This window comes from Shuttleworthella satelles DSM 14600, from assembly GCF_000160115.1.
In the GTDB taxonomy this organism is placed as follows: domain Bacteria; phylum Bacillota; class Clostridia; order Lachnospirales; family Lachnospiraceae; genus Shuttleworthia; species Shuttleworthia satelles.
Genome location: NZ_GG665866.1, coordinates 1,300,205 through 1,313,776, shown reverse-complemented (window position 1 = coordinate 1,313,776; position 13,572 = coordinate 1,300,205). Strand labels below are relative to the sequence as shown.

The following is a 13,572-nucleotide window of genomic DNA, read 5'->3' as shown; positions in this document are numbered from 1 at the left end:
ATCCCGGTGAAATTCGGATTTCAAAGTCCTGATTTGGCGATGCGGGACCCACACAGGGAAATGATACGCGGGTTTTTTGCCTGAGAGCGAAAGAGAGGGAAATGAGCGGAGATCAGAGTCAGAAAATCGCCGAAAAAAGAGATCGGGAGAAAAAGGTCATCGGACAGATGATCGCGATCTACTGCCATAAGAAGCACGGGAGGAGAGAGGGGCTTTGCCCGGACTGCCAGCAGCTTTTTGATTACGCCCAGGCGCGAAGCCGGCGCTGCCCCTTCATGGAGACCAAGACCTTTTGCTCTGCCTGTGAGGTTCACTGCTATGAGCCGAAGATGCGGGACAAAATCAGGGAGATAATGCGCTATTCCGGTCCCCGAATGCTGCTGTATCATCCCCTGCTTTTGCTGAAGCATATGCTTACAGATCGGATCCATGTCTTCAGTAAGCGTGCTGAGAAGAAGCAGTCGGGCAGATAAGAAAAGCCCTGTCGACGCTGCTTTTCTTGTCGACAGGGCTTTTTTGGGCTGCGCCCGGGGGCACATATTTGGTCATAGAAGAGGAGCTTAGCATTTCTCAGGCTCAGGATAGTCGACGCCGAAGGTCTCAACAGTGACTCTCTTCATTTTCTGGTCCGAGAGCGGCTTGTCATTCCAGTCGCGGTCCGCGTTGGCGATGGCGTCGATGACATCGAGTCCCTCTATCACCTGGCCGAAAGCGGCGTAGTCACCATCCAGATGGGGAGAGGTCTCATGCATGATGAAGAACTGGCTTCCCGCAGAGTCAGGGACCATGGTGCGGGCCATGGAGAGAACGCCCTTGCTGTGCTTTAAGTCGTTGGAAAAACCGTTGTGGGAGAATTCGCCGGGAATGCAGTAGCCGGGGCCGCCGGTACCGGTGCCCTGGGGGTCGCCTCCCTGGATCATGAAGCCCGGGATGACACGGTGGAAGATGACGCCGTCGTAGTAACCCTTTTGGATCAGGCTGATGAAGTTGTTGACCGTGTTGGGAGCGATCTGGGGATAGAGCTCCGCCTTCATGACGGAGCCGTCCTCCATCTCGATCGTGACAATCGGATTCTGTGCCATTGTAAATTCCTCCTTTATCAATCTCAGGGATACAGCAGTGCGAATATCATCCTTTCAGAGAAGATGTCATCTTTGATAAGGATAACAAAAATCCTCCTGAATGCGAAGCGGAACAGGGACATATTTTTGTATTGGGCAGAGACATATTCTTGTATCGGCCGCAGGGAAACTTATTTTTGCGCCGGCTTAGAGGGACCCTGGCTGACCTTCTGGGAGGCGGGAGTAGACAGCATGCCGGGCTCCTCATCCTCATCGGAATCCGGGAGGGACTCCTCGTCGACTTCTTTGGCGATCTGCTCAGGCAGGCGAATGAGAATCTTGGTAATCCGGTTCTTTCTGACCTTCTCCACCTTGAGGATGGCGCCATTGCTGTCCACATAGGTTTCCCCCTGATTGGGGAAGTGGTCGAATTCACCGGTCAGATAGCCGCCGATGGTGTCGTAGTCCTCGGACTCATAGCCCAGGGGGATGATGGACATGAGGTCTTCCAGATTCATGGAACCGACGACAAGGTATTCCCGCTCATTGAGCTGGACAATATCGTCCTCCTCATTGGAGTCATACTCGTCTCGAATCTCGCCGACCAATTCCTCCAGGAGATCTTCCAGGCTGATAATTCCGGCAAACGCGCCGTACTCGTCCATGACGATGGCCATGGCGATCGAGTTCTGCCGCATCTCCTCGAAAAGCTCTCTGGTATTCTTGAGCTCAAAGGTGAAGTAGGCGCTGCGCAGATAGTCCCGCAGGGAGAAATGCGCCTTGTCCTTGACCAGGAGCAGGTCTTTCATATTGATGATGCCGACGATGGAATCACTGTTCTCATCGTAGACCGGCAGGCGGGTGAACATGCAGCCGGCAAAGACGGAAATGAGCTTATCGTAGGACCAGTTGACATTGGCGACGGTCACGTCGATTCGCGGAATCATGACCTCGCGGACATTGGAGTCTGTGAAGTCGAAGAGATTGTGGATGTAATTGCGCTCCTCGTGCTCAATGACGCCCGCTTCCTGGCTGACGTCGACGATGGTTCTAAGCTCCTCCTCTGTCAGATTCTCTCTGCGCCGATGCGGATCCGTCCCCATCAGGCGGATCATGGCGTTTGCCATAAGATTGACGATGTAGATCAGCGGTGTCAGGATCCACATCAGGCGCCAGATGTGAGGGGCAAAGCGAAGGGAGAGAGAGAGACTGTTAATCGAGGCCATGCTCTTGGGAGCGATCTCTCCAAAGATGAGAATGAGGAGGGTCAAAACGCCTGTCGCGATCCCGGCCCCCATATCTCCGAGAAGGCGGATGGCAATGATGGTGGCCAGAGAGGAGGCGGACAGATTGGCGACATTATTGCCGATGAGAATGGCAGAGAGCATCTTGCTCTGACGGTCTGTAACCCTGAGGACCGTTTCGGCCCGGCGGTTGCCGTTATCGGCCAGCGTTCTGACCTTGATCCGGCTGACGGTGGTCAGAGCTGTCTCCGCGGAGGAGAAGAAGGCGGAAGCCAGCAAAAGAACCGGCAGAATGATGATTTGAATGATTAAATCCTTAGGCATGATTTTGAGAAACTTTCTTTGCCGTCGAGAGTCGGCAAGGGACTTATTTAAGCCGTTGAGTTTAAAGCCGTCGAGAGTTGGCGGGGGACTTGTTCAAATTGCGGACGAGTGGAGGTATTCCTCCTGGTTCGGGGTCAGGACATCGATGGAAAGCCCCAGAGAAGCGAGCTTGCGGCGGGCGATCTTTTGGTCCACTTCCCGGGGAACAGGAATCAGCTTATCCGTCAGGCTGTCCTTGTGTTGTACGAGATAGAGGGCGGACATAGCCTGTACGGCAAATGACATGTCCATGATCTCCGCCGGATGTCCGTCTCCGCAGGCCAGGTTGACCAGACGGCCCTCGCCAAGGACATAGATGAAGCTTCCGGGACGGACTTCATAGCCGATGATATTCTTCCGCTGGTCAATGGATGAGAGAGAGGCAGCCCGCAGACCTGCCATATCAATCTCGACATCAAAATGGCCGGCATTGCAGAGGATGGCTCCGTTCTTCATCTTTTTCATATGCTCCAGGTTGATGACATGGGAGCAGCCGGTAACCGTGATGAAGAAGTCGCCTGTGAGAGCGGCCTGATTCATGGGCATGACCTCAAAGCCGTCCATGTGGGCCTCAATCGCTTTAATGGGATCAATCTCGGTGACGATAACCTTGGCGCCCAGGGCCTTGGCGCGCATGGCGACGCCCTTGCCGCACCAGCCGTAGCCGGCGACCACAGCGTTTTTGCCTGCCACAATCAGGTTGGTCGTGCGGTTGATCCCATCCCAGACGGACTGGCCGGTTCCATAGCGATTGTCAAAGAGGTGTTTGCAGTCGGCGTCATTGACCATGACCATGGGAAAGGCAAGCTGATGGGCAGCGGCCATGGCGCGCAGGCGGATGATGCCGGTTGTGGTTTCCTCGCAGCCGCCGATGACGTAGGGGAGTTCCTCTCGCATGGAGCTGTGGAGCATGCCGACCAGATCACCGCCATCATCAATGATAATATTGCAGTGGTGGGACAGAACCTGCCGCAGGTGTCTGGTGTACTCCTCCTGACTGGAATTGTACCAGGCATAGACATTGAGGCCGGATTGGGCCAGGGCCGCGGCGACATCATCCTGTGTGGAGAGGGGGTTGGACCCGGTCACATACATCTGTGCTCCGCCTGCGGCAAGCACTTTGCACAGATAGGCCGTCTTTGCCTCCAGGTGGACGGAGAGGGCGATGCGGATGCCGGCGAAGGGCTGTTCTCTTCGAAAATCTTCCTCCAGACCTCTGAGGAGGGGGCAGTTCTTTTTGACCCAGTCAATTTTGTGGGCTCCGTCTGCTGCCAGGCTGATATCTCTGATTTCACAGTCCATATATTCTTCTCCTTACAGCCCGCCGTGATCTAAGGCAGGCAAATGCTTGCGGAAATACAGGGCCCTCTGCCCGAAAGTGAGCTTCCGGCAGGCGGCCAAGTGGTAGAAGCTATTATAGCCCAGGCGGTGCTATTGTGCCATATAAGCGTTTCTGGTATTTGCCCTTCCTTGCTCTGCAGGAGCGTCCTGGCATTTGCCCTTCCTTGCGCCGCAGGAGCGTCCTGGTATTTGCCTTTCCTTGCGTCGCAGGAGCGTTCTGGCATTTACGCTTCCTTTGCGCCGCAGAGCGATCCTCTCGTTTTCGAGAGGGGAACTTTTTGCTATAATGAATAAAATTTCCAGGAGAGGTTTAACAAGATGCAGAAGAAGAAAATGAGGATCCTGTCAGCAGTGCTTTTACTCGCCGTTTTTATGGTGGTAACAGCCTGTTCCTCCAACCAGTCTCAGGAGGCAAAGGAGGATCGGACAGAGGGAATCCGCGCTATGGCGCAGGGTTCTTACGGGAAGGCGCAGGATCTCTTCGAGCAGGCTCTTGAGAAAAGCTCTGATCCTAAGACTTCATCCGGACTGGACAACTACTACTATAAGGCGATCGCCCAGTTCAATTCGGGCGATGAGGACGGGGCGATAGCCACTTACAGTGAGCTGATCAAGGCGGATGCTAAGAATGCGGATGCCTATTTTCTGCGGGGAAATGTCTATCTGTCGAAGCAGGACGCAGGATCCGCGGAGACTGATTTTGGCCAGGCCCTTCAGATAGACCCGAATGATCTCTCGCGCAGGATCTGTATCTATGAGTCTTACAGGAAATATGGACAGGAGGAAAAGGGCAAAGATCAGCTCCAGTATGTCCTTGACCATGAGGGAGAGGACTATTTGAACGGGGCCAAAGCCAAGGATTACCTTGGACAGACTGACGCGGCGGTCTCGGATTATCAGGCGGCCGTCCGGGCCGGAAAGAACGAGGCTTATCGTCCCCTGATCGCCCTGCTTGACCGGCAGCAGAAGAGAGAAGAGGCGGATACTGCCCTGGAGGAATACAAGCAGAAAAAGCTATCCGGAGAAGACTACCATAATATCGTTGGCATTCAGCTGGATCGGGCGGCTTATGAGGATGCCAGGTCGGATGTAGACAGGGCTCTGGAGCTCAAGGGCCTGAAGGAGGGGGAGAAGAGGAAGCTGCTTGCGGACCAGGTGGCCTGCCTGGAACATTTGCGGCAATACGATGAGGCGAAGACCAGGGCTGAGGCCTATCTCAAGCTCTATCCGACAGACGGACAGATGATCCGGGAATTGAAATTGATCGAGTACGCCCAAAAGCCTGTACAGGAATAGACTTTATTGAGAACTTGGCGCAAATACCCGTACAGGAATAGACTTCATTGGGAATTTGGCGCAATTTCGCGAACAGCATGATTTTGGATACAGACAGTCGGGTTGACCGGGATCGGTTTGACCTGGATATGGAAGAAGAGAATAAATTGAACCAGCCCCTTTTAGAGCACAATCAGAGAATCAAAGAGCAGGCAGAGTCCTTTCTTCTGGTGTCAGTCTGTACTGAGGACGAGAGCAAGACACAGCTCCTCCTGGATGAGTTGGAGGAATTGCTTCACACGGCCGGCGGACAGTCGGTCGGCAGGATCACCCAAAAGCAGGATGCGCCCAACACAGCCTCTTACCTGGGGAGAGGTAAGATTGAGGAGATTCGCGGCTATCTGGAAATGACAGGGGCCGACGGTATCATCTGTGACGATGAGCTGACTCCGGCGCAGATGCGTAATCTGGCTATGGCCCTGGACTGTAAGGTCATGGACCGGACCATCTTAATCCTTGACATCTTCGCGTCTCATGCCGCGAGCGCGGAGGGTAAAATCCAGGTGGAGTTGGCGCAGCTGCGTTACCGGGCCACACATTTGACTGGCATGGGGCTTTCGATGTCGCGGCTGGGAGGAGGAATCGGGACGAGAGGACCGGGCGAGTCAAGGCTTGAAATAGATCGCAGACGGATAAGGTCCCGCATTGGAAGGCTGAAGGCCATGTCGCAGGAGGCGGCGGCCCACCGACAACTGACCAGAGAGCATCGCAAGCGCCAGCAGATGCCTGTCGCCGCCATTGTGGGCTATACGAATGCCGGCAAGTCCACCCTGTTAAACGCGCTGACAGGAGCGGGAGTTCTGGCTCAGGATATCCTCTTCGCCACTCTGGATACGACGACGCGGATCGTGGATCTGGGGGGCTCTGAGACCATGCTGCTGACAGATACGGTCGGTTTTATCCGCAAGCTGCCCCACGGTCTGATTGATGCCTTTCGATCTACCCTGGAGGAGGCGAAATACGCGGATTATATCATTCAACTGGTGGACGCGTCTGACCCGGACATGGAAGAGCGCATGCATGTGGTCAGGCAGACCCTGGATGAGCTCGGCGTCAAAAATAAGAAGATCCTGACCCTGTTCAACAAGTGCGATCGGCTCGAAGAGGACCTGTCTTTGCATGATTTTCGGGCGGACAAATCCCTGTGTATTTCGGCCCGGACGGGAATGGGGTTACATGAGGTCAGGCAGGCCCTGGCAGATTTTCTCAGAGAGGACCGGGTCTTGGTCGAGCGGGTTTTGGACTATCAGAAGATGCAGCTTCTCGCCCGTATTCACGAGCGGGGCCAGGTCTTAGAGGAGTCCTATGAGGAAGATGGGATTCACATCAAAGCCTATGTGCCTCTGGCAGTCTATGGGATTTTAGACGACTAGGGCAGAGACATAATGACAGTCATGTATTTTGTTAGAGGATGGCGGAAGGACAATTTGCAGGTATCATTGAAAGAGGCGAGGAGACACAGATGATCAAGCGGTTAATCAGAGAGATTCAGAAGAAGAATGCTCCCATTGTTGTGGGACTTGACCCCCAGATGGCATTGATTCCCCAGAAGCTGCTGGATAAAAATTATCAGCAGTACGGGCAGACCCTGGAGGGGGCGGCAAATGCCTTCTGGGACTTTAACAGGGCGATCATTGACGCTGTCTGCGATCTGATTCCGGCGGTAAAGCCCCAGTCCGCCATGTATGAGCGGCTGGGACTGGCCGGTGAGGCGGTCTACCATAAGACCATTTCCTATGCCAGGGACAAGGGGCTTCTTGTGATTGGCGATATCAAGCGGGGGGACATTGGGTCTACCTCCGCCGCCTACGCGGATGGACATCTGGGCCTGGTTACAGTCGGGGAAAAGGTCTATGCTCCTTTCGGAGAGGATTTCGCCACAGTCAACCCCTATATGGGAACAGACGCGGTAGGCCCCTTTGTCGATGTCTGCAAGGCGCAGGATAAGGGGATTTTCGTCCTGGTCAAGACGTCGAACCCCTCCTCCGGAGAGTTTCAGGATCAGATTCTGGCTGAGACAGGGAAGCCTCTCTATGAATCTGTCGCCTATATGGTTGAGAAGTGGGGGGAGGAGACCAGAGAGGATGGATACTCTGACGTGGGAGCAGTTGTCGGCGCCACCTATCCCAGGCAGGGAGAGCGTTTAAGGGAGCTCATGCCTCATACCTACATTCTGGTGCCGGGTTATGGAGCTCAGGGCGGCAGGGGATTTGATCTGACGCATTTCTTCGACAAGGATGGATTGGGCGCGATTGTCAACTCCTCACGCGGCATTATTGCCGCGTATCAGAAGGATAATTACGCAGGGTTTGGGGCTGAGCATTTCGCGGAGGCCTCCAGACAGGCTGTCCTTGACATGTTGGCCGATATCAACGGAGCACTGGGAAGATGAGCAAGCAAATGGATCAGGCTCGCGTGCTGAAAAGCGAGCCTCTGGCGGAGGGAGTCTTTTCTCTGCTCCTTCAGACAAAGATTGCGGAGGAGGCTGTTGCAGGCCAGTTTATCTCTGTCTACTCGAGAGATGGGGCCAGACTCCTGCCCCGCCCTATTTCCATCTGTCAGATCAGGCGGGACGCCGGGACGCTGCGCCTGGTCTATCGGGTAGTCGGAAGGGGAACCGAGGAGTTCTCCCGTCTTAAGGGGGGAGAGAGCCTTCGTGTCCTGGGGCCTCTGGGCAATGGGTTTTCCGCGGACGCCGGGACCCTGCCAATTTGCAGGAGACCCATCTTAATCGGCGGCGGAATTGGGATTCCCCCCATGGTCGGCCTGGCGGAGACCCTGTGCAGCGCAAACAGATCTGGCGAGAGCATTTCTGACGCGTCTGATCAGGAAAGGGTCGGAGAGCATGCCTGGGTGGAGCCGACCCTGGTCATGGGCTACCGCAATGAGGATACTTTTCTGACAAAAGAGTGCCGGGCAGCCGGCCGCCTTGTCATCGCAAGCGATGACGGCAGCATCGGGACGCACGGAACTGTAATTGACGCTATCAGAGAGCAGAGGGTGACAGGGGACGCTGTCTTTGCCTGCGGACCCAAGCCCATGCTGCGGGCAGTCAAGGCCTATGCCGAGCAAAATAAGCTGCCCTGCTTCATCTCGATGGAGGAGCGCATGGCCTGTGGCATCGGGGCCTGCCTTGCCTGTGTCTGTAGGACAGTCGATGCGGATGATCACTCCAGGGTGAAGAATGCCAGAGTCTGTGCTGATGGCCCTGTCTTCGATGCAAAAAAGGTGGATCTGTCATGAATACATCTGTGAGTTTAGCGGGTATTTGCCTGAAGAACCCTGTTATGGAGGCCTCCGGAACCTTTGGGAGCGGGATGGAATACAGCCAGTTTGTCGATTTGAACCGCCTGGGGGCTGTGGTCACCAAGGGCGTAGCTGACCGTCCCTGGCCGGGCAATCCCACGCCCCGGATCGCGGAGGTGCCCGCCGGTATGCTCAATGCCATCGGCCTGCAGAATCCGGGCTTAGAGACCTTCATTCAACGGGATCTGGCCTTTTTAGATGCCTTTGATACCCGGGTGGTGGTCAATGTGTGCGGGCACACAGAGGAGGAGTACCTTCGCGTGGTAGAGACCCTGGCCGATCAGAAGAGGGTGGATCTCCTGGAAATTAATATTTCCTGTCCCAACGTCCGGGAGGGAGGTATGGCCTTTGGAACGGACCCGGCGATGGTGGAGTACATTACCTCAAGTGTTAAAAAGAGGGCTGCCCAGCCCATTATCATCAAGCTGACGCCAAACGTCACAAGCATTGCCGATGTCGCAAGGGCGGCGGAGGCGGGAGGCGCAGATGTCATCTCTCTGATTAATACCATCACAGGGATGAAGATCGATGTAGGGCATCGAACCTTTGCTCTGGCCAACAAGACCGGCGGTATGTCCGGCCCGGCCATTCATCCCATTGCCGTTCGCATGGTCTACGAGGCGGCGCAGGCAGTGAAGATTCCCATTATCGGCATGGGAGGGATCGCAAGCGCTGAGGATGCTCTGGAGATGATCCTGGCCGGGGCGACCGCTGTCGCTATCGGGACGGCCAACTTCTATCGGCCCCGGGCTACCCTGGATGTCATAGAGGGGATTGAGACCTATATGCAAGACCAGGGAGTCGAGGACATCCGGGAGCTGATTGGGGCCGTGCGCCAGGCAGGAGGATAGGAGCATATCTGGCAGGAGGATATGTGGCAGGAGCATATGTAGTATGATATTTGCCGAGAAGGCATCTTAGACTTATCATGGATATCTGCAAAGTGTGAATTCTTTTCTCTGCGGTTTTGCGAGAATGGAAAAAGGCAGCAGAAAACGGCAAAAGGCAGCAGAAAACAACAAAAGGCAGCAGAAAACAACAAAAGACAGCAGAAAACAGCAAAAGATAGCAGAGAGCACCGAGTCAGGACAGGAGGACCATATGGAGACATACAAGCAGGAATTTATTGAGTTTATGATTGACTGTCAGGTCCTCAAGTTCGGCGACTTTGTGACCAAGAGCGGAAGAAAGACCCCCTTCTTCGTCAATACCGGTTTCTATCGCACCGGCTCTCAGCTCAAGCGCCTGGGAGAGTACTATGCCAGGGCAATCACAGATCACTTTGGTACAGACTTTGACCTGCTCTTTGGGCCTGCCTATAAGGGAATTCCACTGGCTGTGTCTGCAGCGATTGCGCTCTCAGAGAACTATGGCGCGGATATTCGCTACTGCTCTAACCGTAAGGAAATCAAGGATCACGGGGATAAGGGCATCCTTTTAGGCAGTCCCATCGAGAGGAATGATCGGGTTGTCATGATCGAGGATGTGACTACTGCCGGGACATCCATTAAGGAGACCTACCCCCTGATTCAGTCACAGGCCGAACATGTTCAGGTGGCAGGTCTTGTTGTGTCAGTGGACCGCATGGAGCGGGGGCAGGGAGACAAGGCAGCGCTGATCGAGATCGGAGAGAAGTATCAGATGAAAACCTGCGCGATTGTCACGATGGAAGAGGTCGTCGCTCATCTTTATAACCGGCCCTATAAAGGGGAGGTCATCATTGATGATAAGCTCAAGGCGGCAATCGACGCGTATTACAGGGAGTATGGAGCCGCGCAATAAGGGGGCCTGACAGGAAGAAGGGGGGAAAATTCCGGCAATTTCGCATAGGGCAGGATAGGTAAAGAAGCTTGAGAAAGGAGTTTCTCTTGAGCACAAGACGCAGATCCAAAAAGGAGAGAGGGATTTTATGGTGTCTCTTTCTCGTCTACGTCGCCGTCATGGTCTATTTTCTCTTCTTCGCGGAGAGCTTTGGCCGCGGTGACCCCGGCATCAATGGGCAAAACCTGATTCCCTTTCATGAGATCGGACGCTATCTGCGTTATTGGCGCAAGATCGGCGTCTGGCTGGTCATTCTCAACCTGGCCGGAAACATTGCGGCCTTTGTCCCCTTTGGGCTCATCCTGCCTATGCTGATGCAAAGGAAGGCCAGGGGGGGAAGAGTCATCCTGGCGGGATTTTTCACTTCCTGCCTGGTGGAATTCATCCAGCTTGTCACAGACCTTGGGACCTGCGACGTAGATGATATTATCCTGAATACTCTGGGTGTCATTGTCGGTCTGATCTGCTATGAGATCGCGCATGGTATTAGGTCGTGGGTAGAAAGATAAATGATGAGAGATGAAAGACGGCGCCGCAGACAGCGCATGCATAAAAAGAATCGATCCAACCTGGCCATCCTCATGGCGGTTCTGGCGAGCCTGTCCATTGCCGCCTATCTCTTTATGGCCTATCAAGCGGCAGTTTCAGGAGGCGATACGCCCAATCTCATGGGAGCAGCAGCGGTGCTCTTTATGATTCTCTCACTGATTTGTCTCTACTATGGGGTCAGGGAGTTCCGATTGGGGACATACAGCAGAAGTTCCCGCCTGTCGGGTCTTCTCTTGCCCCTTGTGGCCAGCTTTCTCTGGTTGGGAACCTACATTCTGGGAATTTTATCCTGACTCCGTGAAAGAGGAAGAGAAAACGATTTTGCGCGACGATAGAAAGCAGGGCGGATGACGATAACGAAGCTTTGCCTGCGGGAAGGTCATATGAATCAGGATACAAGAAAAGAGCATACAGAAGAGGATCCTTGTAAGGGAATCATTTTTCGCGAGCGCTACGAGCTGGCTATGGAGCGGATCGCCGGGATTGCGGCGAATCCTGAGGTGAGAGAAAACTTTTGCGATTATATGATGCAGATCGGCAGTTTCTTCCTCAAGATCGACCGGCACAGGGCCTTTTTAGAGGAGAAAAGAGAGAACGTCGGGCAGGACCCGGCCGCTGCGGATTTTATTGAGAGAGTGGGATATCCCCGCCTGACCCGGGAGGAGGGAGCAAAATGGCAGGAAGATATCTATGCTGCCCTGCATGAGGATCACTATCGCAGCTCCTATCTCTGCCCCGACTATGCGGTCAGGCGGCTTGGAGCAGGACTTGGCGGGATTTTGTCTGCCTTTGCCGCGGATCTGCTGGCTCTGATTCCCTGGGTTTATGAGGGAAGGCTGGACCTGCTGACCATTTACGCGGAGCTCTTCGTGATGATACACGGGGATCTGGCCATGGCAAAGGACGAGGGGGCGGCGGAAAAGACCGTCAGAGACAGTATTTACTGGTTCTACCGCGATTACAGCGAGATCTTCACCAGGGACGCGGTCATGAACCTGATTGATCCAGGCCGCGATTTTCTGACCCGTATTGTCATGGAGTCTGATTTAAGCGACCTGTCCTATCTCTATTCTTACGGAAGTCCTATCGGGGAGAATGAGCTGGCCATGGCAGCTTACCTCAACCGTCTCTCTGAGGAGGAGGTCCGCCGCATGGCGGCAACCTATACAGAGGGCTACCGGATCGGCTTTCAGGTGACCGGTAAGGATATTTCGATCAAGTCCGCGGTCAAAATAGAATACCCGATCGGGATGGAACGCATGGTACGCCAGGCGATTCGTAATTTCCGTAAGATGGGTCTTGCTCCTGTTTTAGTCCGCGAGAGCATACTCTCTCTACAGGGGAGGGGCAAAGGGAAACGGGGCGTCTTTTCCTGTTCTTTGAACCGTCAGTTTGACTACGACCACAAGAATGACCTGGGCTATTATCTGGACGCGGGGCTGAACCAGCGTCGCCTGGAGGTCATGCAGGATACCTTTGAGAAACATAAAAAGCTGGCCCGCGGCATGGGCGGTCCCGCTGTGATTGATGTCTTCGGACAGGAGGATTTTGAGCCTGTCAACTCCGAGGCCAATTACCATTACAGCACAAGGCAGCAGGAGTTAAATGTCAGCTATGCCGCGCAGGCCGGGCAGATCAGTAACCGCTACATCATCGGCAGGGAGAGAAGCTTCACCATGATCGCCTTCCCCCTGCCCTCCATCGGAGACCAGTTCGAGGAGATTTTCGCCAGGACCATGGAGATCAATACCCTGGACTATCACAGCTATCAGAGGATGCAGCAGAAGATCATCGATCTCTTAGATCAGGGGGAGAGGGTCCATGTTCAGGGGCAGGGGGGAAACCAAACGGACATCACAGTAGAGCTTTTTCCGACTGCGGATCCCAGTCACATGACCAGGTTCGAGAATTGTGTGGCTGACGTCAACATTCCGGTGGGGGAGGTCTTCACGTCCCCTGTCCTGGAGGGGACAAATGGGATTCTTCACGTCTCGCATGTCTATCTGGACGGGATGGAGTTCAAGGATCTGCGGCTGACCTTCAGGGATGGGATGCTTGTCGATTATTCCTGCGGCAACTTTGAGAGCAAAGAGGAGGGGCGACAGCTGATCAGGGAGAATATTCTCTATCAGCACAAGAGTCTGCCCATCGGAGAGTTCGCGATCGGTACCAATACGACAGCCTATCGCATGGCAAAGGATTATGGAATCGGCTCCAAGCTGCCCATCCTGATTGCGGAGAAGACCGGCCCCCATTTTGCCCTGGGCGACACCTGCTATTCTCATGAAGAGGATAACCGGGTCTATAATCCCGACGGCAAGGAGATTGTTGCCAAGGAGAATTCCATCTCGAAGCGAAGGAAAGAGGACCCGATCGGGGCCTATTTTGGCTGTCACACGGATATTACGATTCCCTTCGAGGAGCTGGGGGTCATTGAAGTGATCTCAGCGGATGGAAGGAGACGCGATATCATACGGGATGGCAAATTTGTGGTGCCCGGGACAGAGGAACTGAATCTTCCTCTGTCAGATTGAGTGTCAGATGAAATGAAA

13 protein-coding genes are annotated in these 13,572 nt (G+C 54.4%); 10 read left to right on the top strand and 3 right to left on the bottom strand.

Translation table 11 applies throughout. From position 1 onward, the window contains the following. Window positions 1-101: 101 nt before the first annotated feature. Complete coding sequence (locus tag GCWU000342_RS05925; RefSeq protein WP_006906420.1) at window positions 102-473, top strand: nitrous oxide-stimulated promoter family protein; 372 nt, start codon at window positions 102-104, stop codon at window positions 471-473. A gap of 87 nt (window positions 474-560) precedes the next feature. Here GCWU000342_RS05925 and GCWU000342_RS05920 read toward each other — a convergent pair whose 3' ends face one another. The 3 genes from GCWU000342_RS05920 to GCWU000342_RS05910 form a co-directional block, all read right to left on the bottom strand. Further along, on the bottom strand, window positions 561-1,082 hold the full coding sequence (locus tag GCWU000342_RS05920; RefSeq protein ID WP_006906418.1) for a peptidylprolyl isomerase: 522 nt from the start codon (window positions 1,080-1,082) through the stop codon (window positions 561-563). Window positions 1,083-1,252: 170 nt separating this feature from the next. After that, the gene (locus GCWU000342_RS05915) at window positions 1,253-2,629 is read right to left on the bottom strand and encodes an HlyC/CorC family transporter (RefSeq protein WP_006906417.1); all 1,377 of its coding nucleotides are present in this window, start codon (window positions 2,627-2,629) and stop codon (window positions 1,253-1,255) included. A 93-nt stretch (window positions 2,630-2,722) separates the two neighbouring features. Continuing rightward, window positions 2,723-3,970: an adenosylhomocysteinase gene (locus GCWU000342_RS05910; protein WP_045000386.1), complete on the bottom strand. Its 1,248-nt coding sequence runs from the start codon at window positions 3,968-3,970 to the stop codon at window positions 2,723-2,725. Between the two features lie 357 nt (window positions 3,971-4,327). On the opposite strand from GCWU000342_RS05910, the gene GCWU000342_RS05905 reads away from it, so the two are divergent. From GCWU000342_RS05905 to GCWU000342_RS05865, 9 genes are all read left to right on the top strand, one after another. Beyond that, a complete protein-coding gene (locus GCWU000342_RS05905) occupies window positions 4,328-5,305 on the top strand; it encodes a tetratricopeptide repeat protein (RefSeq protein WP_006906413.1) in 978 nt (325 codons plus the stop codon). 128 nt (window positions 5,306-5,433) lie between these two features. Beyond that, window positions 5,434-6,717, top strand: coding sequence for a GTPase HflX (hflX, locus tag GCWU000342_RS05900; RefSeq protein ID WP_045000761.1), 1,284 nt, complete (start codon window positions 5,434-5,436; stop codon window positions 6,715-6,717). Between the two features lie 89 nt (window positions 6,718-6,806). Further along, window positions 6,807-7,736 (top strand): orotidine-5'-phosphate decarboxylase, encoded by a 930-nt coding sequence (gene pyrF / locus GCWU000342_RS05895; RefSeq protein WP_045000384.1) that lies wholly within the window; start codon window positions 6,807-6,809, stop codon window positions 7,734-7,736. Continuing rightward, window positions 7,733-8,587, top strand: a complete 855-nt coding sequence (locus GCWU000342_RS05890; RefSeq protein WP_006906410.1) for a dihydroorotate dehydrogenase electron transfer subunit — start codon at window positions 7,733-7,735, stop codon at window positions 8,585-8,587. The genes pyrF and GCWU000342_RS05890 overlap by 4 nt, the downstream gene beginning before the upstream one ends. After that, window positions 8,584-9,501, top strand: a complete 918-nt coding sequence (locus GCWU000342_RS05885) for a dihydroorotate dehydrogenase (RefSeq protein ID WP_006906409.1) — start codon at window positions 8,584-8,586, stop codon at window positions 9,499-9,501. Before GCWU000342_RS05890 ends, GCWU000342_RS05885 begins: the two co-directional genes overlap by 4 nt. A 250-nt stretch (window positions 9,502-9,751) precedes the next feature. Beyond that, window positions 9,752-10,432 (top strand): orotate phosphoribosyltransferase, encoded by a 681-nt coding sequence (gene pyrE / locus GCWU000342_RS05880; RefSeq protein ID WP_045000759.1) that lies wholly within the window; start codon window positions 9,752-9,754, stop codon window positions 10,430-10,432. A gap of 86 nt (window positions 10,433-10,518) precedes the next feature. Continuing rightward, window positions 10,519-10,980 carry a VanZ family protein gene (locus GCWU000342_RS05875; protein ID WP_006906407.1) on the top strand — a complete coding sequence of 154 codons (462 nt, stop codon included), beginning with the start codon at window positions 10,519-10,521 and terminating at the stop codon, window positions 10,978-10,980. Beyond that, a complete protein-coding gene (locus tag GCWU000342_RS05870; protein ID WP_045000382.1) occupies window positions 10,981-11,313 on the top strand; it encodes a hypothetical protein in 333 nt (110 codons plus the stop codon). Window positions 11,314-11,403: 90 nt separating this feature from the next. Next, a complete protein-coding gene (locus tag GCWU000342_RS05865; protein WP_045000380.1) occupies window positions 11,404-13,554 on the top strand; it encodes an aminopeptidase in 2,151 nt (716 codons plus the stop codon). The last annotated feature ends 18 nt before the right edge of the window (window positions 13,555-13,572 follow it).

Bases quoted from the DNA above. Each gene is read 5' to 3' on its own strand.
- GCWU000342_RS05865 (WP_045000380.1), top strand. From the start codon at position 11,404: ATGAATCAGGATACAAGAAAAGAGCATACAGAAGAGGATCCTTGTAAG.
- GCWU000342_RS05910 (WP_045000386.1), bottom strand. From the start codon at position 3,970: ATGGACTGTGAAATCAGAGATATCAGCCTGGCAGCAGACGGAGCCCAC.
- GCWU000342_RS05920 (WP_006906418.1), bottom strand. From the start codon at position 1,082: ATGGCACAGAATCCGATTGTCACGATCGAGATGGAGGACGGCTCCGTC.
- GCWU000342_RS05885 (WP_006906409.1), top strand. From the start codon at position 8,584: ATGAATACATCTGTGAGTTTAGCGGGTATTTGCCTGAAGAACCCTGTT.
- GCWU000342_RS05890 (WP_006906410.1), top strand. From the start codon at position 7,733: ATGAGCAAGCAAATGGATCAGGCTCGCGTGCTGAAAAGCGAGCCTCTG.
- GCWU000342_RS05870 (WP_045000382.1), top strand. From the start codon at position 10,981: ATGATGAGAGATGAAAGACGGCGCCGCAGACAGCGCATGCATAAAAAG.
- GCWU000342_RS05925 (WP_006906420.1), top strand. From the start codon at position 102: ATGAGCGGAGATCAGAGTCAGAAAATCGCCGAAAAAAGAGATCGGGAG.
- GCWU000342_RS05905 (WP_006906413.1), top strand. From the start codon at position 4,328: ATGCAGAAGAAGAAAATGAGGATCCTGTCAGCAGTGCTTTTACTCGCC.
- hflX (WP_045000761.1), top strand. From the start codon at position 5,434: ATGGAAGAAGAGAATAAATTGAACCAGCCCCTTTTAGAGCACAATCAG.
- GCWU000342_RS05915 (WP_006906417.1), bottom strand. From the start codon at position 2,629: ATGCCTAAGGATTTAATCATTCAAATCATCATTCTGCCGGTTCTTTTG.
- pyrE (WP_045000759.1), top strand. From the start codon at position 9,752: ATGGAGACATACAAGCAGGAATTTATTGAGTTTATGATTGACTGTCAG.
- pyrF (WP_045000384.1), top strand. From the start codon at position 6,807: ATGATCAAGCGGTTAATCAGAGAGATTCAGAAGAAGAATGCTCCCATT.